Raw genomic sequence first — 24,747 nt, 5'->3', positions numbered from 1 at the left:
AATGAATGTTGTAGGAGGGGAAACGGTTGAGAATTACGATTGCTGGAACTGGATATGTTGGATTGGTGACAGGTGTTGCTTTAGCAGAAATTGGTCATGAGGTGATTTGTTACGATATTGACGATGAAAAAGTAAATCGATTAAAGGAAGGAATCTCACCTATTTATGAACCAGGAATTGATCAGCTTTTAGTAAAGAACCAGCTTAACAATCGGCTTTCTTTTAGCTCGGATTGTAGTGAGGTATATTCCACCCCTGACATCATTATGATAGCTGTTGGTACACCGGAAAAAGAAGATGGATCGGCTAATTTATCTTATGTGTATCAAGTAGCAAAGGACATTTCAAAATATTTAAATACTCAACAGGCAATTGTTGTGACGAAGAGTACAGTTCCTGTCGGGACAAATCGTAAGGTGAAGCAATGGATTGAAGAAGAGATAGATTTTCACTCGAAAATACATATCGTTTCTAACCCTGAGTTTTTAAGGGAAGGCTCTGCCTTATATGATACCTTTCATGGGGATCGAATTGTCATTGGCAGTGAAGATGAAGAAGCAGCAACAAAAATGGAGGAGCTTTATTCGCCGCTAAATATCCCGATTATCCATACAGATATTGAAAGTGCAGAGATGATAAAATATGCATCAAATGCATTTTTAGCTACGAAGATTAGTTTTATAAATGAAATCGCGAATATTTGCGAAAAGGTTGGCGCGAATATTGAAGATGTTTCGAAAGGGATTGGAATGGACCAACGAATCGGTTCTAAGTTTTTACAGGCGGGGATTGGATATGGTGGGTCTTGTTTTCCAAAGGATACGAAGGCGCTCGTACAGCTAGCAGGTGATGTTAAGCACCGGTTTCATCTTCTAGAAGCCGTTATTAATGTGAACAATAACCAACCGCTCCTATTACTAAAAAAGGCGAGGAATTATGTTGGCTCTTTTAAAGATGTGAAGGTAGCTGTCCTTGGTCTTGCATTTAAGCCAAACACAGACGATATACGGGAATCGGCAGCTTTGGTCGTTTTAAAGCATTTGTTAAATGAAGGTGCACAAGTGAACGTTTACGACCCGATTGCGATTGCAAATGCCCGAAAGGTTTTAGGGAATACTGTAACTTACTATGAAACAATTGAAGCTGCTATTAAGGACACAGAGATCGTCTTTATTGTCACCGAGTGGAAGCAAGTAAAGGAGTTTCCTTTACGCAACTATCTCGATTTGATGAAAACACCAATCGTTATTGATGGACGAAATTGTTATGAAGTAAAAGAGGCTGCTGCATTGAATATGACCTATTCTTCAATTGGACGTGAGAGTGTTACTGCAGCAAAAATTGAGATTAAGTGAATAAGATAAATTAAAGGCTAGAAAGGGTTTATCACCTTTTTAGCCTTTTTGTGTGCCTATCATTATATAGTTGTCTATTAAAAAACCCCGAAAAAGCCTTTCTTTCATTCGGGGTTTAGAGTAAATGCTAGATTAATATAGGTCTGTTAAATTTGTGTTTGGATAATAGAATTTCAAGATCTGAGCATAGGTATAACCTTCTCTAGCTTGCTTTTGGGCACCGTATTGGCTCATTCCAACACCATGACCAAACCCTAATCCACTTAAGTGTAGAGTTGTTATAACGCCAAGCTTATCTTTTAACTGTGAAACCTTTTCTTCATCAACAGCAACCGTTCCACCAAGCACATGAATAGTTTTAATTGATTGTTTATAGCCTGTCAAAAAGCTATCAAGTTTTGTACTTAAATCTGCCCCAACTAAGATAAGTGGAGCTTTTTTAGCAGCAGATAAAGATGAGCTTGTTAATGCGTCTGGGAAGTCAGTACCTGTTGCATAAATAACATCTGTTCCGCTAAAGGATCCTTTGAATTTTTCAAGTAATGCAGCTAAAGTACCGTAACGGTTAGAACCTGACAATCTTGCGACATTGCTTTTCACATGTTGTACTTGTTGATAGGCAGTAGCAGAAACTGCAACAGGTCCACCTAATACATAGGCTGGCTTGCTTGCATGTGTTGAAATGAAGGTTTTGCTAACTGCAGGTAATGAGCTTGCTCTTGTTAACACAATCGCATAGTTATTTAAAGCTGCAATAGAAGAGCTAGCAAGTGCGTCTGCAAAATCTTCTCCAGATGCAACAAATGTACCTGCGATATTTTTAAGACGTTTATTTATTTCAGCATTTGTTTCATAACGGTTATCGCCATATACGCGTTGGACATTATTGTCAGCAATTGTATTAATTTGCTTGATTTGCTGAACAACAGTATCAGAAACAGCTGTATTTCCGCCAAGTACAATGACGTTTGTTGCTTTTAAACGAGTAATTTCATTTACAATCTTCGTGCTTAGACTTTTAGAATCTGTCAACAATATAGGAGCATTCCCATATTGATAAGCTAGTGGTCCAGCTGATAAGGCATCTGCATATTGACTTCTTGTTGCAATAAAGACGGTTTTGTATGGATGACTTGAAGAGAAGCCATTCGGATACAATTCCTTTGAAATTTCTATTGAAGTTTCAATTCGATCATCGCCATTAATTCGTTGGATATCTGTTGAAGTCGGTGACGTAATTTGATCAACAAGAGTGCTTCTCATCGTCATTGATCCGAACATTGAGCGTATTTGATCAGCAGATATACTTGTTGGCGCATATGTTTTAACGGAAACGTTATTTTGTGCATCCTTCACAACATATTGTATCTTAATCTTTCCGCTTTTAATTCGTTTTCCAGGTGTTCTTTCTGGATTAATTGAGAAATCATCGATAGATAAAATTTTCAGATCTGATGTCGATGGTAACCCAACCTGAGTTTTTAGCCAAGGCTTGATACTATTTCTTGCGATAGCGTCAGCTTCTTGGATTGAACTCCACCATGCACCAGGATTGTTAAGGTCATAACCATCTAAAGAAATTTGCTTTGACTGAACATCAACAGTCCAGCGTTGTTTTGGATCGAAAGAATCTTCTTTAGCGATTAGATAAGGGAATTCTGCTTGACCCCAAGCTCCATAGGCAGATTCAATGTATCCTCCGTTACTAGAGGTATAGACAGTATCAGCGACTGAGCTTCCGTATTTTAAAATTTTACCTTCCGTTGCATCAACAACCTCTGAAATCTTTGTTGCATAATCAGGATCGCCTAATCCACCATATACTTGATTTCCTTGAGTGTCATTCAATTTATAGTTTAGCTTTGCAGCCTTTGAACGCGCTGCAACAGCTTGTGCTTTAAGTGCCTCTCGATCCCAGGATGCTAGCATTTCTTCTGGAACAACACCCTTAATATAATCTTCTAATGGAAGTGTGTTATAAGGACGTACGTATTTTTCAGATGCAACCTTAAATTCGAATGAACCACGATACTTTCTAATTTTCTTTGCATCCGTATTATTCGGATCGTTGATTTGGACGTAACTAGTTGCGTAATTTGTCGGTGTAAGAACTAGATTTCCTTCAACGATTCCCTTTTTCGTGTTATTTACATATAAAACTAGCTTTTTGTTCTCTACCTTTAATGTAAAACTAGTAAGAGATTTTATCAGATTATCATTGTTCGTATTACCAGTTTTATATTCACCAGATAGTTTAACGTCTAATGAAGTCTTATTCCCTATGTAATTCCGTAATTCAACTGTTACATTCGGTTCGCTCGCAGCATTTACAATCGGCGAAATTTGTAAGATTGATAGCGCAAGGACAACAGCAAGAGCGATCTTTATTAGTTTCTGCATCTAATACCTCCATATAATATATGTCTACTACATTATTTATAACAAAAATAGACAGGAATTTACATAGTCAATATACAGTATAGTTTAGTAGAGACCTTTTACATGAAAAGATGAATGTAATCGATTCAATAGATGTTTAGAACATTATCTTTCCTACTTTTTCTCTCTTTTTTTGACGTTTATTTGAAATTCCACTAATTTTTGTTTTTTTGAAATAAAATCTATTTCTTTAACCTAATGTAAAGAAACGATGACAACCTTGTTAAAAATCTCGCATATGGCTAAAAAATAAATCCTTCTGTCCGATAAAGTAAATAGAGGAAAAAATGATAGTTATATAACAAAGAAGGGAGGAATGATAGATTTGAAGGCTTTCATGTCTATTTGTTATACAGTACTTCTCGCTTTTAGTTTCATAGTCTTCTCTCATCCTCAGCAAAAGGCTGTTGCTAGTGAGGTTTACTTTACTTATTATGCTAAAAATGACTTGGTTGCATATTCCGGGCGGGGACATCAATATTCAAAGGTAGGTACGTTTGAATTTCAAACCTCCTTTCAAGTGAAAAAGGGTAGTATTCGAAATGGCTGGGCTGAAATCAAATTAAATGGTCGAACAGCTTATGTAGAAAGTAAATGGATCGTCAATAGAAAACCTCAGGCTACCTATTTCAATTACTATCCTAAAGAACCGATTAGCTATTATGCCGGAAGAGGTACAAATACTAAGCGATTTGGTTCGATTGCTGAAGATTCCGTTATAAAGGTAAGAAAGGGTTCAGTCTTAAATGGTTGGTCTGAAATCCAATATAAAGGAAATTCGTATTATGTACAGCATGATAAGTTATCAAATAAAGCGCCAATTTACTTCACGTATTATGCCACAATGGATTTTACTCTTTACAATGAAAGACATACAGGTACACCTAAGGTAAATGTTCCGGTTGATGCTGTTGTTAAAGTGAAAAAGGGAAGTGTTAAAAACGGCTGGAGCAGAATTGAATATAACGGAATAAAAGGCTATGCGCCATACAGTAATATTTCCAAGAATAAAAATGTTTATTTCACCTATTATACGACAAGCAATATGCCATACTATAGCTCAATCTCATTTACAAATAAGGTTGGTACTTTACAATCGGGTGTGGAAGTCCTAGTAAAAAAAGGTAGTGTCGTAAACAATAAGGTTCAAATTAAAGTAAACGGAAAGAGCTATTTCGCGCTTTATAATCAAATGGACAATATTACATATAGTAATATCGATTTGCGAATACCAGCAAATGTAACAGCTGCTGAGATTAATCGTTATATTTCCTCATATGAGCAAAAAACTGGGAAGAAAAGTGTTTTTCGAGGTCAGGGACAAGCTTTTATTGATGCTGGGGATAAATATGGGGTAAATGCGTTATTTTTAGCGGCAATCGGTATTCATGAATCAGCCTATGGTACGTCAAATTTAGCTATTTCTAAAAACAATTTATTTGGCTTAAAAGCATATGATGCCGCGCCGTATGAAAGTGCTTTACGATTCAAATCTGTTGCGGATTCCATTCATTATGAAGCACAATATGTCAAATTTAATTATATCGATCCGAATGGAACATATTATGGCGGAGCTCCAACACTTTCAGGAATGAACAATAGCTACTCAACTGACGCAAGCTGGCACACGAAAATTGCAAACCATATGAAAAACATCAAGGCATTTGATGCAAAGTATTATGCAACGAAAAAGCCTAATACTAATCGTGTCGGAAATCCAGGGTATCCTGCTGGATCTGACTATTATCCAGCTGAAACAGTAGCGAAGGTTAAAAATGGTGCTAAGCTATCCTTGTATCAATCTCCTTCAACATCAGGAGGAAAAAAAGCAACAATTTCGGCAGGAGAAACGTTTAACTTGTTAGAAAAGCGAAACGACTTTTGGGTGAAGGTTAAATATAAAAATAAACTCTATTGGACCAACAGTTTAAAATACTATGAATATACGAAAACAGTTACGGTAACGAATTTAGTACGTGTTGAAACATACAACTACGGCGGGGGAACAACTCCTCTTTATCAAACAGCAAATACATCAAGCAAAGTAATCGCAACCGCTACCAATAATCAATTTGTTACATTGCTGCAAAACCCAAGCGGAAGCTTTATTCAGGTTAAAGATTCAAATGGAAAAATTGGCTGGTTGGACAGAAAGTATGCAAAGTTTTCCATGAAATAAAAAAAGTCGCAAATCCGTTCGAAAGTAGTAATTAAGATCTTGTTAATTTTAGGTCAATCAGACTATATATGTCTTACTCATATCTCATTCCCCGTTCACTCTATTTGTTTTGATTATAAAGGTTTTTTTATGATAAAACACAAAAATCCCGAATAATGGACTTTTTTAAAAGTGTCCATTATTCGGGATACAGTTCAATTTTTAACATCACTGCTTTTTTGTATAGAATAAATCGAATTGGTTAAGATAAAGAAAACTACGCCACACTGAGGAGTATCAAAGTGACCATTACCTTTTTAATTGTGTCCTATAGTGTACTCATCTTCGTTTTGCTTTTGATGCCAAAGCGCCTCACAAAAGTAGAGGCTTATATGACTTTCTTTGTCGTATCCTTCCACACATTAGCTGCTGATCTTTTATTTGCAAGCATCATGGGCTTGTACAATATTATGGGAAAGAAAGGCCCACAAATATCAGATTTCATAACAGAAACGACTTTACCCGCACTATTTGGGATTATTTTTGTTAATTTCCTTCCTACCGGAAAAGTAAAGCTTTTTTTATATATTATTTTATGGGTTTTGCTTTCGACCATTTTTGAGGGTATTGCGAGATATGTTCATTATCTTGAATTTACTGGCTGGAAAACGAGCTATTCCATCCTATTTTATATTTACGCTTGTCTGTTTATGATATGGCATGTTTCATTTACTAGGAAAAATAGAATGAAATAATTACCATCCCTTATTTGAAAAATGGCTATTTCGGGGCATCACCTATCCAACATATCCCGCGGTAGTTTCACACTTACGCTCCGATTAACCTAAAAAAACAACAATTTGTTTGAAAGTGCAAAGAGAATAAAGGCTACTTAATAAGTTCACAAAATTGATCAAACTAAGCAAACGGTTGAATTATCAAGGTTTTCTATAAAAACAGGCCCGATGTAGTATATAGAACTTGTTTCAAACCTAGTAAATTGTGGTTATAATAAGTGACGAGATCACGATACATAGTGAATAAATAAGTAGACTCCATTTAAGCAAATTGAAAATAGAGGAGGATTAGAAAATGAAAAAGAAAATAGCGGCGTTATTACTCGGAACATCAATAGTATTGGCAGCATGCGGTGGTGAAGAGGAAGCGAGTGATGGTTCGAATACGAATATGACAGCAAGTAGTGATGTTGAAAAAATTGTTCAACAAAACTGTATTGGCTGCCATGGTGAGAACCTTCAAGGGCGAAACGGTCCAGACTTAACGGAAATAGGAGCAAAATATAATAAAGATGAAATAAAGGATATATTAGTTAATGGCTACGGGAGAATGCCTAAGGTGTTAGGTGAGGCAGAAGCAGAAACAGTTGCTAGCTGGCTCGCTGAGAAAAAGTAAAACATATGTCATATAAAAAGATGAAGGAGTGATCAGACAATGGTCACTCTTTTTTTATTTTTTCTTGCAGTTTTAGTCAAAAAGTTCTAAAATTCAAATAGTAGAAGCACTTACATTTTTCTCTCCCACTTGTCACATTATTCCATATTTCAACAAGAATTCCGCTCCACACAAGGTTTTTATCCAATGCTACAAAGATGAAACAAAAATGTAATATAAATTTAGTCTATAAATGACGAAATTTGATGGTATAATGAATTTTGTAGTTTGAAGACAAGGAGTTCGTCTGTCTTTTGTATCGACAATATGTGACACTAACTGACAGTACTCCCCAAATACACAACTATATAGGTGGTATTAATTTATGATTGAAATGTCAGAAGTATATAAAACATATCCGAACGGGGTATTAGCCATTAATGGTATTGATATAGTTATACATCCTGGTGAATTTGTTTATGTTGTTGGTCCTAGTGGTGCTGGGAAATCAACTTTTATTAAAATGATGTACCGCGAAGAAAAGCCGTCTAGCGGAAAGATTGTTATAAACGGTATTGATTTATCAACTTTGAAGGAATCAAAAGTACCAATGCTAAGACGTAGCATCGGTGTTGTTTTCCAAGACTTTAAATTGCTGCCAAAGCTAACAGTCTTTGAAAATGTTGCATTTGCTTTAGAAGTTATCGGTGAAAGTCCGAGAAATATTAGAAAACGAGTTTTAGATGTACTAGATTTAGTTCAGCTTAAGCATAAAGCGCGATTTTTTCCAGATGAATTATCAGGCGGAGAACAGCAGCGTGTATCAATTGCTCGTTCAATCGTTAATAACCCAGCTGTTATGATTGCTGACGAGCCTACTGGTAACCTTGATCCAGATACATCATGGGAAATTATGCATCTATTTGAAGAAATTAATAATCGAGGAACAACGGTTGTTATGGCAACACATAACAAGGAAATTGTTAATACGTTGAAAAAGCGTGTCATCGCAGTTGAAGATGGAAAAATTGTGCGTGACGAAGCAAGAGGGGAGTATGGTTTATATGATTAATACCCTTGGCCGTCATTTTCGTGAAAGTTTAAAAAGTTTGGCAAGAAATGCGTGGATGACCTTTGCATCAATTAGTGCCGTAACGGTGACGTTAATTCTAGTTGGTACATTTCTAGTGATCATGATGAACTTAAATCATGTCGCAGATAATTTAGAAAACGATGTAGAGATTCGGGTTTTAATTGACGTAACGGCAAATGAAAATGCGAAAGCAACACTTAAAAGTGAAATTGAAAAGATAAAACAAGTAGAATCTATTACGTACTCATCTAAAGATCAAGAACTAGATAGTCTAGTTGATAGCTTAGGTGAGGAAGGAAAATCGTTTGAGCTGTTTGAGCAAAACAACCCTCTAAACGATGTATATGTTGTCAAAGCAAAAGAGCCACAGGCAACGGAAAAAGTAGCAAAACAAATAGAAAAGCTAGACAATGCATATAAAGTAAATTACGGAAAAGAGGAAGTTGAAAAGCTATTCGATGTCCTCACAATCTCTCGTAATATAGGGATTGCCTTAATCATTGGTTTGCTCTTTACAGCAATGTTCTTAATTTCTAATACTATTAAAATTACAATTTTTGCGCGTCGACGTGAAATTGAAATTATGAAACTAGTTGGAGCAACGAACGGATTTATTCGTTGGCCATTTTTCCTAGAAGGGTTATTCCTCGGTGCATTAGGAGCTGTTATTCCAATTGCCTTAATCATCTTTGGCTATAATTCCATTTATAAATATGTTGCTCAAAGCGTTCAAGGAACATTTATTGAGTTTTTACCGTTTAATCCTTTCGTCTTCCAAGTATCAGCTATCTTACTGTTAATTGGTGCTTTAATAGGTGTTTGGGGAAGCTTAATGTCTGTACGTAAGTTCTTAAAAGTGTAAACTAGCAATATTTTATTGCTAGTTTACTAGTTTTGTTACGAGAAAAGCAAGGCGCTTGCGTTTTACATATATATCAACACATTGAACATCGTAATCCAAAGTTTTTAAATCGGCGCTGCTCAATGCGTCTACATATATATTTGGGGAGGAAAGATTGTGAACAGAAAATTTGTGACATTTAGCTTGGCTACCGCTATCGGTACAAGCGGATTATTACTACCATTGAACAATTCTGCCCTCGCTGAAACGCTAGAGGAGAAAAAGCAAGATATCCAGCAAAAGCAATCAGATGTTTCAACAAATCTCGAAAAAAAGGAAACCGAAGCAGCTGGATTGCAGGCGGAAAAGTCAAAGCTTGATGAAGAAATTAAATCCATTGACTTACAAGTTTCAGAAACAAGTGGTAAAATCCGTGAAAAAAAAGAAAGCATTGAAGAAACAACAAAGAAGATTGAAGATTTAAAGGTTGAAATTGATGAAGTCAAAAAGAGAATTTCAGAGCGTAATAATTTACTAGAAGACCGTGCTCGCTCATTGCAACAAGGCGGTGGAGTAGTTAGTTATTTAGAGGTCGTTTTAGGTGCGCAAAGCTTCGGTGACTTAGTCAGTCGAGTTAGTGCTGTATCAACGATCGTTGAAGCAGACCGTGAGATACTTAAAGCTCATGAAGAGGACAAGGCAACATTAGAAACGGCTGAGACTGCATTAATAACAGAAAAGAAAAACCTAGAGGATTCTTTAAAAGAGCTTGAATCATTAGAGAAAAAGTTAAGCGAACAGTCTAAACAAAAGCAGGAGTTAATGAAGCAAGTTCAGGCTAAATATGGCGATACGATCCAAGATATTCAGGAGCTTGAAGTTGAAGCAGACTTTTTAGCTGAACAAAAGAAAGCAATTGAGCAGGAACAAAAGAGACAAAAAGAAGCCGCTGAAGCAGCTGCCCGTGCTGCAGCAGAAGAAGCAAAAAAACAAGCTGAAGCAGCCAAGCAGCAAGCTGAGGAAGCAAAAAAAGCACAAGAGGCACAGCAGAGTAAGCAAACGACTCAAAGTACACAAAGTACAGAAAGCACTCAAAGCTCAAGTAGTTCAAGTTCATCAAATAACTCAAGTAGCTCAAACGACTCAAGCAATTCTAGTAACTCGTCATCATCAGAAACACCTGCTGAAGTAAGTAGTAGTTTCATATGGCCAGCATCTGGAACAGTCACATCTGAATTTGGCATGCGTGTTCACCCGGTAACAGGGAAAAGAAAGCTACATGCGGGAATTGATATCGCAAACAGTTCTGGGACACCGATTTATGCTCCAGCAAGTGGTACAGTTATTCGCTCAGGAGTTATGAGTGGCTATGGTAATGTTGTTTTTATTACTCATAATATGAATGGACAAGTATATACAACTGTATATGGACATCTTGAAGCAAGTTTGGTAAGTGCTGGTCAGACAGTCTCACAAGGCCAACAAATTGCACTCATGGGTAATACAGGTATTTCTACTGGACCGCATTTACATTTTGAAATCCACGAAGGACCTTGGAATGGATCGAGTAATGCTGTCAATCCAAGAAAGTATCTTCGGTAAACATCAATCATTATTGAAGTCTCTAAAACAATTGTTTTAGAGGCTTTTTATTATGCAAAAGTATTAGTTAATCGATAGAATGTTAAAAACCGCATTCTGAACTAGCGGGAAAGAAACGATGAAATACTAGAGGTGCTAAGGAAAAATACATGCTAAAAAAAGAATCATACGGACAAATCCAAATAAAATGCTCATATAAAACAAAACTAGCTAAAATATATTGAATTTGTCACACCTGTATGAAAATGCTATTTCTAATATTAGCTGTTTCTTTTCACATTTGCTTACATGATTTGTCCAAGCATAACATATACTAATAAAAGTCTACTTATAAGTTTGTTAAAACCTGTTTATATTGGAATTTCAAGGAGGTATAGGATGAAGCAGAGAGTAGCCGCATTGTTAATCGTACTAGCATTCATTGCAGGAGCAGGTAGCATGTACTTAGGCACGGAAGTTTTCCATCAGGAGAACGCGAGCAAGACTGAAGCACTCCCGGTAATGGGAAATGTATTTAGTGCTGAGGAGGAAGCTTCTGAAATAAAAGGATTTGATAAGTTTAAGCAGGCACTAGAGCTCATTTCAACTCGTTATGTAGAAGAGGTTGATGAAGAAAAGCTTTTAGAGGGTGCCATTCAAGGGATGCTGTCTACGTTAGATGATCCGTATTCCGTTTATATGGATAAGGAGACGGCAAAGCAATTTTCACAATCACTTGATTCCTCATTTGAAGGAATCGGTGCGGAAGTTGGAATGAAGGGTGGTAAAGTAACGATTGTTGCACCTTTTAAAGGCTCTCCTGCTGAGAAGGCAGGTCTTCAGCCAGATGACCAAATTATAAAAATTAATGGTGAAGATGTCGAAGGGCTAAATTTACATGAAACGGTTTTGAAAATTCGTGGAGAAAAAGGTACGAAGGTAGCCATCGAGGTGATGAGGCCAAATTCTCGAGAAAGATTAACATTTGATGTTGTTCGTGATGAAATTCCAGTTGAAACGGTATTCGGCTCAATGAAGGATTATAAAGGCAAAAAAGTAGGGTATATTCAAATTACATCGTTCTCTGAAAATACTGCTAAAGATTTTCAGGCAACCCTTAAGGATTTAGAGGATAAAAAGATGGAAGGTCTTGTCTTAGATGTTCGTGGAAATCCTGGTGGATACTTGCAAAGCGTTGAGGAAATTTTAAAGCAATTTGTCACAAAGGACCATCCGTATATTCAAATTGAAGAACGCAATGGTGATAAAAAACGATATTTCTCTACTTTAAAAGAGAAAAAGAAATATCCTGTAACAGTTCTTATTGATAAAGGAAGTGCCTCTGCCTCAGAAATACTTGCAGGTGCCTTAAAGGAGGCATCTGGCTATAAGGTTGTTGGTGACACATCCTTTGGTAAAGGAACGGTACAACAGGCTGTTCCAATGGGAGATGGAAGTAACATCAAGCTCACACTTTACAAATGGTTAACACCTGAAGGAAATTGGATTCATAAAAAAGGTGTAGAACCGACAATCCCTGTTTCCCAGTCGGCTGTTTACCAGTTAAGTCCGTTGCAAATCGATAAATCATTAGTTGTTGATATGAATAATGAGCAAGTAAAAACTGCACAAATTGCTTTAAAGGGATTAGGCTTTGAGCCAGGTCGTGAGGATGGTTATTTTAGTAAAGAAACAGAAAAGGCAGTTAAGAAGTTCCAAGAAGCAAATGAGCTTCCGGTAACAGGAAAAATTGATTTGCAGACTGCCGATACATTAAATCAAAAAATCAGTGAACTAAAAGACAATGATGAAAATGACCAGCAATTAAAAATGGGAATGAAGGCATTGTTTGAATAAGCAAAAAGGGGCTAACCTGTCGTTAGTCCCTTTTTATTTCCCGTAATTTCTTATTTCTGAATGCCTATAAATAAAAAACGTCTAGGTAAGATCCACTAATTTTAATCCGGTTAGACGGAAAACTGATAAAAATGTCGAATACATATAAGTGAACACGAATGATATTAAAAATAGGCTCATGGATAAAACATTGTAAGATAAATGATAAACGATTAGAAAGCCGGGGGATTCATCATGAAAAAGTCTAGCTATCATCGGGAAAAGGTTTATCAGCATTTAATTAAAGAATTAAGTGAGATAAACGCGGATGCACAGGGTGCTGCTCATTAGAGTAAATGGATTCAGTTATTTTGCAGATATTTAGCAAATTACACGACAGTGAAAGAAACAGAGCAAATTGATAAAGAAGTCGTTCGTGACTATTTTACATACTTAGTTCAGAACAGTAAGAGACTGTCATTGAATTTAGCAGATATAAAAAAATCACTCCAAATGATAGAGGATATTTTGCATATTGAAATTGATCATTCATTAAGTGATTTTTCTTTATCAAATACAAGTCTATGGAACAACTTAAAATAAGCATACTCAATTATTCATAGAGGTGGTAAAATATGAGTAACCAATAGAGTAGAAACAGTTAGGTGGGATTCTGTTTTGATAGAACAATGGTTACTAGAGTTGCTTTTTGCAGTTGGCCGTTTTTTTCTTCATCCCCTATTTTATTTGTTCTTTCTACTAGCTCTTGCTCATGGATATATTCGCATTAAACGAGAAAGAAATTCCTTTCATATCCGTGTTCAAGATATGTATGAAGAGCTAAAGTTTACGTATACAAAAGGTTTATTCATCGGATTGATTGTTTCCATCATTCTTTTCGCACTTGGAGTAAGCCTTCCGTTTGGCACATTGGTTCTTCTCGCGATTGTGACGGCAATACTTGGGTTAACATTGCGTCTACGTTTGCTTTCGGCAGCATTTTCCGTTGGTATAACCTTTTTAGCCGCACAAATATTAGTTAATGGACAAGTTGCTAATGCCGAGCAATTTTTAATCGGTTTATCGGAAACGAGTTTTTCGTCGTTAAGCATTGTTGCTAGCTTATTAATCATTGCAGAAGGTGTGCTTATTTTTCGGACAGCACATAAGCGGACATCACCATATGTAAAGACGAGTACGAGAGGCTTGCCGATTGGAACACATGTTGCAAATCGGTCATGGATGCTTCCATTATTATTCTTAGTTCCTGGTGGAGAGCTATCGTCCACTCTTCCATGGTGGCCTGTGTTAACGGTAAACGGTGAACCATTTATGCTGCTTTTCGTTCCGTTTTTCCTAGGATTTCATCAGCAAGTCCAAGGTTCATTACCAAAGGAAAGCATTAAGGTGACGGGCGTTCGAGTTATTTGGTTAGGGATTATCACATTGCTCGTTTCAGTCGTTAGCATATGGGTACCGATCGTTTCCTTTATTGCTATACTTGTTGCAATTGTTGGGCGTGAATTTATTACGATAAGACAACGAATGAACGATGATTCTGCTGCATTTTATTTTTCAAAGCGTGATAAAGGATTAATGATTCTCGGGATTCTTCCACATTCACCAGCGGAGAAAATGAGTCTGCAGGTCGGGGAAATGATAATGAAGGTAAATGGTCATGCTGTAAAAACAATTGACGAATTTTATCAAGCACTTCAAAAAAACCGAGCATATTGTAAGCTCGAGGTCATCGATTTTAATGGAGAAATCCGCTTTACCCAACGCGCGTTATATGATGGAGAGCATCATGAATTAGGCATCTTATTTGTTGAAGATGACAAGAAGTGGGAAAATGAAGCGGTGTAATTTCTAAATGTAAAAAACGAGAGATAGTTGAATCTCTCGTTTTTTATTATTGTGCTTCCATTATATAATGATAATGAATATTACAGGCAGTCTTACATATAGAATTTTTATGAATAATCGTTAGAATCCATTTTAAATTGAGTCTCGACCTGTGAAAAAATAAAATGCGTGATCGTATGCGCATACGGATTCACATTTTCAATAAATTCCTCTGCTTTAGCAAAAGTATCGAATTGCATTTTAAGCATGTAACAGGCATTTCCTGCAATTCGATAACAAAATTCAACATTGGGTAACTTCTCAATATATTTTTTAAAAGAGGTATAGTCGCCATTCTTAACGGTAGCTTCTATTATGCATTGAATCGGAAGTCCTAATTTTTCATAATCCACTTCCAATGTATACTTTTTGATTATCCCAAATGACTCCATTCTCCTTACACGTTCTGTTACAGATGGAGAAGATAAATTGATTCTTCTTCCTAACTCACTCATCGATAATCTGCTATTTTCTCTTAATTCATCAATAATTTTCTTATCTATTGAATCAATTTTCATTTTTAAAGTTAATCTCCTTTTTTTATTCGTCTTTTAAAAAGTTAAGCCGAATTCAATTTCATATTTAATGTGAAATCCCTAAATACTTCGATATTATTAATAGTACAAGGAGGTATGAAGTATGGCAAGAATTCGTCAATCAAATCACGGGGATACCCCATTTCAAAAACTGTTAGGACATAACATAGAGATCATGAATTCGTGGAATAAATTAGGGGAAGGGCTTGAAAAGGATGGACTTCTTTCTGCTCAGTTAAAAGAGCAAGTAAGAAGAACGTTAGCACAAACGAATGGCTGTGAGTACTGTAAAGCAAAAGGAAAGCCAGATCCACGTTTATTCAATGAAAAAATAGCAATTTCAGTAGCATTCGCAGAGGTATTTAGTAAACAAAAGGGAAATATATCTGATGCGACATTTCAGGTATTGAAGGAGCACCTATCTGATGAAGAGATTAGCGAGCTTTGTGCTTTTATTACTTTTACTACAGCCTCGCAGTATTTTGGTGCTATTATGAAATTGGAGCCTATGAAAGCATAAATATGTTTGTTAAGCTTTATTGCACTTTGTTGATTCAGAAAAAGTCTCGGTTTCCTTCGAGAAAGCGAGTAACTGCAACGAAAATTAACTATTAACTTTTATCGTGCTTTTTAAACTGGAACTGAAGGGACTGAATTATGCGCAGATATCAATATTTTTATTTCATCCAAATTCATCCTAGGAGGTAAAGGTATTGATTAACGATTTGTACACAAGGCGGTTACATTTAAGAAAAATGACAATAGAGGACGCGCCTAAATTATTTAAAATATGGTCTGATCCAAATGTAACGAAATATATGAATATTCATCGTTTCACAAATGTTAATGAGGCGATTGAAATGATTACCTTTTTAAATGGACTTGCGGAAGAAAATAAAGCGATCCGTTATTCGATCTTTCAAAGAGAAACGAATGAAATAATAGGCTCCTGTGGATTTAATTCATTCGACCTTGAAAATTGCAAGACTGAAATAGGTTATGATATAGCAAAGCCTTATTGGGGAAATGGCTATGCTCCAGAGTCGATCGCTATTTTAGTAGAAACTGCATTTAAAGAACTAAACCTTAATAGGGTTGAAGCAAAGGTTGAACCAGAAAATGTAAACTCAATTAAAGTCTTACAAAAACTAGGTTTCACCTATGAAGGAACACTTAGACAATCGGAAAAATCTAAAGGGAAATTTATTGATCTCGCAATTTATTCAAAGCTAAAATCTGATATTTAATGATTCTTATGACAAAGAAGCTGTCTCGATACAAAGGGGATAACCCTTTAGACAGCTTCTTTGTTTTTTCTGCAGCATATTTAATTGAATGGGGATAAGCAGAGAAAAGCAATCATATCTCTTTTCAATGAAATGTTTATTAATATTACAATCGTGAAGATATATTGTTAATTGACCTAGATGTATTCGACTATCCTTTAATTTAATTCAGTGTTATTGGCTGTTAATAATTAATTCCTCATAGTGTGAAAGTTATCAAATCCGTGATAGTAATTTAAAAAGTGGCTCAATTTTTTATAGTCAATTGAGAAATTGGACAATCCTTAGTGGCTAATTTCACCAGTAATTAATGATTTTAACTAATTAATTTGAGTAATATATCCCCACACTGCTAAATTTTATTAGAAATATATAATAGTGTGTTCATAAAATTAGTGAATTTTAATAGTAAAGGAGGGGACATTATTGAGTTATGAGAGTCATTAACAACAGCTTTGAGACTGGTCTACTTACACCATGGATTCCTTTTAATGCATTTGTAACAAGAGAATTTTCTCATAGTGGATACTATTCAACTAGGTTGCTAAGCGATAGTGTGAACGGCTACATTTACCAAATAGTCGAAGCAAATGCTGGTGAAAGTTTTGAACTTTTAGCATCTTTAGCTAGAGTTGGTACTTCTCTAAGTTCACCTATTACCTTATCTGTCGGTTACTATGATCAATTCTTCAATTTTCTAGGTTATGGTTTAATTACAATAATAGACGAAGATCGGATACCTAATGTTGAAGATAATAATACATGGTTAGAAGTTTATCAAACAACATCACCGGCTCCTTTAGGCACTACACAGGCCTTAGTCTTGGTTAATAATCTACCTAGGAGTGGTTCTTCAGATGTAATTGTTGATGATGTTTCACTATTATATATTGGTGAAGGTAGTGGGGGAACAGGAGCACCAGGTCCAACAGGAGCACCGGGATTACCAGGAGCAGCGGGTCCAACAGGAGCAGCAGGTCCAACAGGAGCAGCAGGTCCAACAGGAGCAGCAGGCCCAACAGGAGCAGCAGGTCCAACAGGAGCAGCAGGCCCAACAGGAGCAGCAGGTCCAACAGGAGCAGCAGGCCCAACAGGAGCAGCAGGTCCAACAGGAGCAGCAGGTCCAACAGGAGCAGCAGGTCCAACAGGAGCAGCAGGCCCAACAGGAGCAGCAGGTCCAACAGGAGCAGCAGGCCCAACAGGAGCAGCAGGTCCAACAGGAGCAGCAGGTCCAACAGGAGCAGCAGGCCCAACAGGAGCAGCAGGTCCAACAGGAGCAGCAGGCCCAACAGGAGCAGCAGGTCCAACAGGAGCAGCAGGTCCAACAGGAGCAGCAGGCCCAACAGGAGCAGCAGGCCCAACAGGAGCTACAGTTACTTCTAACTCAATGTTTGCTGCAAACACTGAAGGTAGTGTAATTAGTGTAGTTGTTGGTGGAACAGAAATACCACTTCCGAATGTCAAAAATTTAGATGATTTCACTGCAAATGCAACAGATACTGCATTTACCGTTCCAGCTACTGGTCGCTACTATATTAGTTATCAAATTAACACCACTGCTGGAGTTTTAGTAAGCTCGAGACTAGTAATCAATGGTACTACACCAATTCCTGGATCTATCATTTCACCAGTTGTTGGTATATCACAGTATAATAATGATGTAATCGTTGATTTAACTGCAGGGGATACAATTTCATTAGAACTATTTGGACTTTTAGGAGTAGCAACATTACTAGGTGGGGGAGCAACAGGAGCAGCGTTAACAATTATTAGAGTAGAGTAAGAATTTTTGAAGATGCTCTTTCTTAGGAAAGGGCATCTTCTTTTGATTGGATTATTTTTAAAGAATGAATAAGCAGCTATTAGCCGAATGTTGAATCTAATAAGAAGCCAGTATAAAAAGTGAAGGATAAAAAACGAGAAAAGACAAACGTTCTGTTCTTTCTCGTTCTATACATCTCAATATTTTAATCTTGGTAATGTCAGTTCATGAAAATGAGTAAACAAGAAATTTCCTTTTGTGTGGGAATGATAAATTTTTAGCGCATCCATTGCTTGATTATCTATTCCTAATAAGCTGCTGATTTCAAACAGAATGTCTGCCTTTAATAAGCCTTCATCAGCTTTGTCGAATGTGTCTAGTGCTTGCTGCATAAGAGTAAGGGCTCTTTCAGAATTTTGCTTATAAACTCTTTCAAAAATTCCTTCTAAAAAGTAGCTTCTTGCAATAAGCTCTTGATTTGAGATGTTTGGAAGAAATGTTCTTGTTTTCTCAAATAGTTCCTCAATAAGATCCTGCTCTTCGGATTTTTTTAAACAGACATAAATACTTAACTGTAACAATGATAATGTTTCCTCTTCAAATTCTTGAGAGATTAAATCTAAGTCGAAGTAGAAACTGTCCTTCCATTGCTGTATAAGCTCTATAGCCGGTTTAGCAGTCATGTCTGAGTATATCATGAGTGCCCATCCTCTAAGGATGCCTTCTTTATCATTTGTTTGTTGAACTTTCTCTCTTAGATTAAATAAGTCTTCTCTCATTTCATCGACAGAGTCATTTTCTAAAAATGAAATTAAAAGCTTTATATATTCTGTTTCGAGCGGTGAAATGATATGATGATTTACTTTATTTATATAATTTAATGCCAAATCGTTTAAGCCAGTGTATAGGTTAAGAATTGAGAAATTATAATAAATATTGTCTCTTTCCTCTTTTGTGATCGTAGGACTTGCCTGTGAAAGTTTTAACGCCTCACTTAATATGTAATTGCTTTTTGCGCTCTTTTTTTGATAAAAGTAAATTCCGACAAGAACGTTATACGCTTTTATTTTGAGACGAAGATTATAATTGTTCTCTTCTTCTTCCTCCATCACTTTTGTTAAAAATTCTTCTGCAAGCAAATAATGCTTTATTTCATAATAGTAGACACCGCTTAAATAGTTATAATCTATTTCTCTCGTATGAATGGCATAGGTTTCAATTTTTTTCTTAAAGCTTGCTAACTGCAGCTTGATCGATTTCCAATTTTTTAACCTAATTAAGTCTATGATGATTTGCTTTTGATTGTCGAGTTCATTAATTTTGTCTTCAATATTAGGATCAGCAAAAAAATTAATAGGGATATTTAATTTCTCACAAAATTTTTTCAGTTCTTCATCTGTAACGGATACATGGCCATTTTCAATATTGCTCATTTTACCGAGAGAACAGATCCCTTTAGCTAATTCACCTAACGTAAGTCCTTTTGCTTTTCTTGCTTCGCGAAGCTTTTCTCCAATTGAATTATGTCTAGGTATTTGCTTTTTCATATTATCTCCTATCAAGAACGACTATTCGACTATATTTTACACAATTCCGCATAAAATTACTATGGGTAGATATATTTTACTACACAAATGAAGTTTTTTTGTATTTTACTAATAAAAAAAGATTGAAATTTCGTAAGTGATTGATATAATTTAATTCGTATTTACTATTCATATTTGACTAAATAGGGTGAGTGTTTTGGTGAAAAGAAGAAATTGGACAGATGAAGAGATTGATTTTTTAAAAGATAATGTTGGAAAACTTAAGATTACAACGATGTCGAAGAAGTTAAATCGGACAGAGGAATCAATCAAAAATAAGTTGAAGCGATTAGGTATATCAAATACGAAGGCGCAAACCGGGTACCTGACAACCTATGAACTAGCGAAATTAGTTCAAAAGGATGCAACGACTGTTAGAGCCTGGATAACAAAGCATGGGTTACAAAGTACAAAAAAAACGACTCGCTGCAGCAGGCAATTTTATTTTATTCATCCTGAAGATTTCTGGAAATGGGCAAAAGATAATCGTGAGAAAATAGATTTTTCAAAAATTGAACCACATACAATTATTCCTGAACCATCATGGGTTGAAAAGGAAAGAAAATATGAAAATCCAACCTCATACAAGGTTTGGAGTATAAAAGAAGAAAACCAATTGAAAGTGCTAGTAATGGAAGGCTATACATTAAATGAGGTAGCCAATAAGCTTGACCGTTCACTTATAAGTGTAAAGCGTAAATATAGCCGTTTAGGAGCTGTAAGATAAACGATGCTACAAGATTGTGAATACAACCTGCTAATCTATTTATACTCGAAAGAAACGTGTGTGTAGGTTGAACAATAGAACAGAAACTAAAAGAGTGTATTAAACTATTGGGAATTGAAATTTCTTTAGTAGAGTATCCTACGTTTATTATTCAAGAATTAGAAGAAATAATCGATAGGGAACAGTTAGTTAAATATATGAGGAGGGGAATGCTTATAGGAGGCATTCCTTTTGTTTGTATTGGCAACGATTTGATGATTTGATATACCTGCTCCCTTTTATGAGATTTTATTAATGATTAATTTTTTAATTGGGTATATTTTCCAATAAAAATTATCATCTAAAAATAATTTTAATCTAAAAATCTCTATTAAATGATCCGATATATATGTATACATATAAAGTAAAGGAGAACATTTATGTTAAAAGGGAGATTAAAAATCGGGACTAAAATAAATCTCATTGTTGTTGCTATCATCTTGCTTTTTTCAATAACAATTGGTGCATTAGTTGTTCATGAGGTAACAAAAGGGATCAAAAGCTTTGCAATTGAGAAAGCAAAGGGTGATTTAGGGTTAGCTTATTCTTATATAGATAGTAGATTTCCCGGTGATTGGGAGATTAAGGACGGAAATTTGTATAAAGGCAATGAGCTTATGAATGAAAATTTTGCGCTTGTTGATCAGATTGGTGAGGAAACAGACGATACTGTCACAATTTTTCAAGGGAATACGAGGATCGCAACAAATGTTAAAATTGATGGAAAACGGGCGATTGGGACTACTGTTTCTGAGGAAGTTGCTGAGGCAGTCTTAAAGAAAGGTGAAAAGTACTACGGAGAAGCAAAGGTGGCTGAATATCTTTATCAATCAGCTTATATGCCACTAAATGATAAAAATGGTGATGCGATCGGTATTTTTTATGTTGGTGCGTCACAGCAGGTTATCGATGATACAATTAATAGCTTTATAGTAAAATTTATCATTTCATTACTAATTATTATCGTTATAGCATCGATTATCGTCTTCTTGTTTACGCGAAATTTAAAAAGAAGACTTCGTTCACTCTCAAATGCTTTGGAAAATGCGGGGAGAGGGGATTTTACAATCGAAATCATTGATAATACAAAGGATGAGCTTGGGGAGCTTTCAACAAGCTATCGTCATATGAAGGATAGTTTAAAAATGCTCATAAGCAATGTCGTCGATACGTCTGAACAGGTAGCTGCTTCATCTGAAGAGCTATACGCAAGTGCTGAGCAAACAAGTTTAGCGTCAGCACAAGTAGCCGATGCGATACAAGAAGTAGCAAATGGAGCGGATGCGCAAACGAATAGTGTTGAGGAAACATCAATAGCGTTAGAGGAAGTTGCGCTCGGAATAAATAATATGGCTGAAAGTACGTCACAAATTGTTGAGGCTGGACAAAGCGCAAGTAAACAGGCAGTTCTTGGCGGTGACTATGTCGGAAAAACAGTAACACAGATGCATGCTATCCATACCTCTGTTCAAGAAACAGGCGAAGTCATCGCACTGCTTGATAAACGATCACAACAAATTGATTCGATTACAAAGGTGATAAATGAAATTGCAAACCAAACGAATTTACTAGCATTAAATGCAGCGATTGAGGCAGCACGAGCGGGAGAGCATGGAAAAGGCTTTGCTGTTGTTGCAGAAGAGGTACGCGCACTTGCTGAACAATCACAAAAATCATCTGCTCAGATTTCACAGTTGATTTTTGAAATTCAGGAAGATATGGAACGTTCAAACAAATCGGTGAGCAAGGTAAAAGCTGATGTACAAGACGGGTTAACAATAGCCGACAAATCACATATTGCTTTCCGGGAAATTATAAAAACAATGGATAAAATGAAGGATCAAACTAGTGAAATAGCGGCAACTTCTGAACAAATGTCAGCAAGTGCACAGGAGGTTTCAGCATCAGTAGCCGGAATTTCTGCGATTTCTAAAAAATCCTCACTTCATGTACAAAACGTTGCATCATCTACAGAAGAACAAATGGCGACGATGGAGGAGATCTCAGCATCTGCCGGAACGTTATCAGAGCTTGCAACAAAACTGAAGGATACTGTTAATACATTTAAGCTTTAGGTGTAACTTTTGTTGAATTAGACTAGCTTTAAAATACTAACAGATATGAATAGTTGAAGAGGGGACATAATACACCCCCTTTTCTCTTTTATATCATGAAGAGTAAATTTTTGAAACCTTTATCTATGTTTAATCGTATTTATTGTTAATGCTTTAATAATGAGCTAAGAATAGTCCAAGGTGCTAGCAATAAATGAAGCATTCACTTATATTTGTGAACATTTTATTAATTACTCACTTGAATAGTTGTTGAAATGAATTTGTACAAATATAATAAAACCATCACGTTATAGTTTGGAGGTTTAACGATTGGGACTGAAAAGCTAAAAATAGGAGAACTTGCAGAAATAACAGGTGTAACAAAGAGAACGATCGATTATTATACCAACTTAGGGTTGTTAAAAGCAGAACGTTCTGCTTCTAATTATCGCTACTACGATAAATCGACAGTTGAACAAATAAAATTAATTGAAAAACATAAAGCTGATGGTATGTCATTAGATGAAATAAAAAGAAAAATAATTGAAGAGAATGCAGAAGAAATTGATGTCCTTGAACTGCGATTGAAAATTCAATGCTTAGAAAAGGATGTAACCGAAGTATTATCACAGCTAGATAAAAGTAACATGAAAAATCAGGAATATGTTAAAAAGCATGTCTCACACGAAAGTCTCTCATTAATTCAATCTTTGTTACTTCTGCTTAATTAGCAAGGTGAATCTCATGGATGAAATAGTGAATAATAAACAATCATACAATTTATTAGGAGGTGTAGGTCTTACTTTTGTAGGACTACTCATTGACGACAATTAACTTAATTTTAATTTTTCTATTAATTGCTTTAACAGGTTTTTTTGTGGCAACAGAGTTTGCTATTGTAAAGGTCAGAATGTCAAAAATTGACCAATTAATTGCTGAAGGGAAAAAAGGAGCAAAGGCGGCAAAAAAGGTAGTTTCACATTTAGATGAATATTTATCAGCATGTCAGTTGGGGATTACTGTCACAGCTTTAGGACTAGGTTGGTTAGGAGAACCAACCGTAGAAAAGATATTACATCCCTTGTTTGAATATTTACATTTTAACGAGTCGATAACACATATCTTATCGTTTGGTATTGCCTTTGCGTTAGTAACATTTTTGCACGTTGTAGTCGGTGAACTTGCCCCAAAAACCGTTGCAATACAAAAAGCAGAAACGGTAACATTGCTGTTTGCAAATCCAATTATATGGTTCTATCGAATTATGTATCCATTCATTTGGTTCTTAAATGGATCTGCCCGTGTTTTAGTAGGAATATTTGGACTGAAGCCAGCCTCTGAGCATGAATTAGCACATTCTGAGGAAGAGCTTCGAATTTTGTTATCTGAAAGCTATAAAAGTGGAGAAATAAATAAAAATGAGCTTAAGTACGTCAATAATATATTTGAATTTGACGAGAAGTTAGCAAAAGAAATCATGGTTCCACGAACTGAGATTGTATCAATTTCAGTCGAAGATTCCTATGATGAAATTTTAGAGCTTATTAAAAATGAGAAGTATACCCGTTATCCTGTAACAGATGGAAGCAAGGACAATATAGTAGGCTTCCTAAATATAAAAGAGCTTTTAACCTCTAGATTTACAGATATGGAAAGCAATAAGGAATTTGTAATCGATACATTTATTAACCCAGTTATTCGCGTCATCGAAACGATCCCAATCCATGATTTGTTATTGAAAATGCAAAAAGAACGAACACATTTAGCTATTTTAATTGATGAATATGGTGGGACATCAGGATTAGTAACGGTGGAGGATATTTTAGAGGAAATCGTTGGTGAAATTCGAGATGAATTCGATGAAGATGAAATACCAGAAATTCGTAGAATAAATGACGGCCACTACATTCTCGATGGGAAACTTCTTATAGAAGATGTAAATAATCTCCTTGGTACAGCATTTTCTGATGAGGATATTGATACAATTGGCGGATGGTTCCTTACACAAAACTTTGACGCAAGTGTCGGTGCTAAGGTTGAAGAAGCTGGTTTCATATTTAAAGTACATAATAGTGATGGTCATCAAATTCATTATTTAGAGGTAATGAAAGGTAAGGATAATGTCATCGCATTTAACAATAGTAAAAACAATGAAGA

General features: G+C 35.8%; 20 protein-coding genes. 17 read left to right on the top strand and 3 right to left on the bottom strand.

Annotated features, from left to right (window positions below):
• Positions 1-26: 26 nt before the first annotated feature.
• Positions 27-1,355 carry a UDP-glucose dehydrogenase family protein gene (locus tag HU235_RS20005; protein ID WP_174881354.1) on the top strand — a complete coding sequence of 443 codons (1,329 nt, stop codon included), beginning with the start codon at positions 27-29 and terminating at the stop codon, positions 1,353-1,355.
• Between the two features lie 132 nt (positions 1,356-1,487).
• Here the strand turns inward: HU235_RS20005 and HU235_RS20000 are convergent, their stop codons facing one another.
• The gene (locus tag HU235_RS20000; RefSeq protein WP_174881353.1) at positions 1,488-3,755 is read right to left on the bottom strand and encodes a SpoIID/LytB domain-containing protein; all 2,268 of its coding nucleotides are present in this window, start codon (positions 3,753-3,755) and stop codon (positions 1,488-1,490) included.
• 364 nt (positions 3,756-4,119) lie between these two features.
• Between HU235_RS20000 and HU235_RS19995 the strand changes: the two genes are divergently transcribed.
• The 9 genes from HU235_RS19995 (at position 4,120) to HU235_RS19950 (ending at position 14,561) form a co-directional block, all read left to right on the top strand.
• The gene (locus HU235_RS19995; RefSeq protein WP_174881352.1) at positions 4,120-5,973 is read left to right on the top strand and encodes an SH3 domain-containing protein; all 1,854 of its coding nucleotides are present in this window, start codon (positions 4,120-4,122) and stop codon (positions 5,971-5,973) included.
• Between the two features lie 281 nt (positions 5,974-6,254).
• Positions 6,255-6,707, top strand: coding sequence for a hypothetical protein (locus HU235_RS19990; RefSeq protein ID WP_174881351.1), 453 nt, complete (start codon positions 6,255-6,257; stop codon positions 6,705-6,707).
• A 337-nt stretch (positions 6,708-7,044) separates the two neighbouring features.
• Positions 7,045-7,365: a cytochrome c551 gene (gene cccB, locus HU235_RS19985; RefSeq protein WP_174881350.1), complete on the top strand. Its 321-nt coding sequence runs from the start codon at positions 7,045-7,047 to the stop codon at positions 7,363-7,365.
• Between the two features lie 364 nt (positions 7,366-7,729).
• Positions 7,730-8,416, top strand: coding sequence for a cell division ATP-binding protein FtsE (gene ftsE / locus HU235_RS19980; RefSeq protein WP_095299777.1), 687 nt, complete (start codon positions 7,730-7,732; stop codon positions 8,414-8,416).
• On the top strand, positions 8,409-9,299 hold the full coding sequence (gene ftsX / locus HU235_RS19975; protein ID WP_174881414.1) for a permease-like cell division protein FtsX: 891 nt from the start codon (positions 8,409-8,411) through the stop codon (positions 9,297-9,299). Before ftsE ends, ftsX begins: the two co-directional genes overlap by 8 nt.
• A gap of 156 nt (positions 9,300-9,455) precedes the next feature.
• The gene (locus HU235_RS19970; protein WP_174881349.1) at positions 9,456-10,880 is read left to right on the top strand and encodes a murein hydrolase activator EnvC family protein; all 1,425 of its coding nucleotides are present in this window, start codon (positions 9,456-9,458) and stop codon (positions 10,878-10,880) included.
• Between the two features lie 378 nt (positions 10,881-11,258).
• Positions 11,259-12,716: a S41 family peptidase gene (locus tag HU235_RS19965; protein WP_174881348.1), complete on the top strand. Its 1,458-nt coding sequence runs from the start codon at positions 11,259-11,261 to the stop codon at positions 12,714-12,716.
• Positions 12,717-13,055: 339 nt separating this feature from the next.
• Positions 13,056-13,298 (top strand): swarming motility protein SwrAA, encoded by a 243-nt coding sequence (locus HU235_RS19955; protein WP_174881413.1) that lies wholly within the window; start codon positions 13,056-13,058, stop codon positions 13,296-13,298.
• 75 nt (positions 13,299-13,373) lie between these two features.
• Positions 13,374-14,561, top strand: coding sequence for a PDZ domain-containing protein (locus HU235_RS19950; RefSeq protein ID WP_174881346.1), 1,188 nt, complete (start codon positions 13,374-13,376; stop codon positions 14,559-14,561).
• Between the two features lie 107 nt (positions 14,562-14,668).
• Here HU235_RS19950 and HU235_RS19945 read toward each other — a convergent pair whose 3' ends face one another.
• Positions 14,669-15,118: an Lrp/AsnC family transcriptional regulator gene (locus tag HU235_RS19945; protein ID WP_174881345.1), complete on the bottom strand. Its 450-nt coding sequence runs from the start codon at positions 15,116-15,118 to the stop codon at positions 14,669-14,671.
• A gap of 121 nt (positions 15,119-15,239) precedes the next feature.
• On the opposite strand from HU235_RS19945, the gene HU235_RS19940 reads away from it, so the two are divergent.
• From HU235_RS19940 to HU235_RS19930, 3 genes are all read left to right on the top strand, one after another.
• Complete coding sequence (locus HU235_RS19940) at positions 15,240-15,656, top strand: carboxymuconolactone decarboxylase family protein (RefSeq protein ID WP_174881344.1); 417 nt, start codon at positions 15,240-15,242, stop codon at positions 15,654-15,656.
• Between the two features lie 193 nt (positions 15,657-15,849).
• Positions 15,850-16,383, top strand: a complete 534-nt coding sequence (locus HU235_RS19935; RefSeq protein WP_095299784.1) for a GNAT family N-acetyltransferase — start codon at positions 15,850-15,852, stop codon at positions 16,381-16,383.
• Between the two features lie 472 nt (positions 16,384-16,855).
• Complete coding sequence (locus HU235_RS19930) at positions 16,856-18,205, top strand: NTTRR-F1 domain (protein WP_174881343.1); 1,350 nt, start codon at positions 16,856-16,858, stop codon at positions 18,203-18,205.
• A 176-nt stretch (positions 18,206-18,381) separates the two neighbouring features.
• Here the strand turns inward: HU235_RS19930 and HU235_RS19925 are convergent, their stop codons facing one another.
• The gene (locus HU235_RS19925) at positions 18,382-19,731 is read right to left on the bottom strand and encodes a helix-turn-helix domain-containing protein (RefSeq protein ID WP_174881342.1); all 1,350 of its coding nucleotides are present in this window, start codon (positions 19,729-19,731) and stop codon (positions 18,382-18,384) included.
• Positions 19,732-19,930: 199 nt separating this feature from the next.
• Here HU235_RS19925 and HU235_RS19920 point away from each other — a divergent pair, with 199 nt between their 5' ends.
• The 4 genes from HU235_RS19920 to HU235_RS19905 all read left to right on the top strand — a co-directional run.
• Positions 19,931-20,497, top strand: a complete 567-nt coding sequence (locus HU235_RS19920; RefSeq protein ID WP_095297092.1) for a hypothetical protein — start codon at positions 19,931-19,933, stop codon at positions 20,495-20,497.
• Between the two features lie 419 nt (positions 20,498-20,916).
• On the top strand, positions 20,917-22,611 hold the full coding sequence (locus HU235_RS19915; RefSeq protein WP_174881341.1) for a methyl-accepting chemotaxis protein: 1,695 nt from the start codon (positions 20,917-20,919) through the stop codon (positions 22,609-22,611).
• 308 nt (positions 22,612-22,919) lie between these two features.
• The gene (locus HU235_RS19910) at positions 22,920-23,321 is read left to right on the top strand and encodes a MerR family transcriptional regulator (protein ID WP_325100946.1); all 402 of its coding nucleotides are present in this window, start codon (positions 22,920-22,922) and stop codon (positions 23,319-23,321) included.
• 89 nt (positions 23,322-23,410) lie between these two features.
• A partial coding sequence (locus HU235_RS19905; RefSeq protein ID WP_174881340.1) for a hemolysin family protein occupies positions 23,411-24,747 on the top strand: 1,337 nt, incomplete at its 3' end.

The organism is Metabacillus niabensis (assembly GCF_902829255.1).
GTDB classification, from domain to species: Bacteria; Bacillota; Bacilli; order Bacillales; family Bacillaceae; genus Metabacillus; species Metabacillus niabensis.
This window is presented reverse-complemented; position numbering and strand designations above follow the sequence as displayed.

What these genes read in the sequence shown, in the direction of transcription:
- HU235_RS19915 (WP_174881341.1), top strand. Translation starts at nt 20,917, where the DNA reads ATGTTAAAAGGGAGATTAAAAATCGGGACTAAAATAAATCTCATTGTT.
- HU235_RS19925 (WP_174881342.1), bottom strand. Translation starts at nt 19,731, where the DNA reads ATGAAAAAGCAAATACCTAGACATAATTCAATTGGAGAAAAGCTTCGC.
- cccB (WP_174881350.1), top strand. Translation starts at nt 7,045, where the DNA reads ATGAAAAAGAAAATAGCGGCGTTATTACTCGGAACATCAATAGTATTG.
- HU235_RS19965 (WP_174881348.1), top strand. Translation starts at nt 11,259, where the DNA reads ATGAAGCAGAGAGTAGCCGCATTGTTAATCGTACTAGCATTCATTGCA.
- HU235_RS19930 (WP_174881343.1), top strand. Translation starts at nt 16,856, where the DNA reads ATGAGAGTCATTAACAACAGCTTTGAGACTGGTCTACTTACACCATGG.
- HU235_RS20000 (WP_174881353.1), bottom strand. Translation starts at nt 3,755, where the DNA reads ATGCAGAAACTAATAAAGATCGCTCTTGCTGTTGTCCTTGCGCTATCA.
- ftsX (WP_174881414.1), top strand. Translation starts at nt 8,409, where the DNA reads ATGATTAATACCCTTGGCCGTCATTTTCGTGAAAGTTTAAAAAGTTTG.
- HU235_RS19945 (WP_174881345.1), bottom strand. Translation starts at nt 15,118, where the DNA reads ATGAAAATTGATTCAATAGATAAGAAAATTATTGATGAATTAAGAGAA.
- ftsE (WP_095299777.1), top strand. Translation starts at nt 7,730, where the DNA reads ATGATTGAAATGTCAGAAGTATATAAAACATATCCGAACGGGGTATTA.
- HU235_RS19940 (WP_174881344.1), top strand. Translation starts at nt 15,240, where the DNA reads ATGGCAAGAATTCGTCAATCAAATCACGGGGATACCCCATTTCAAAAA.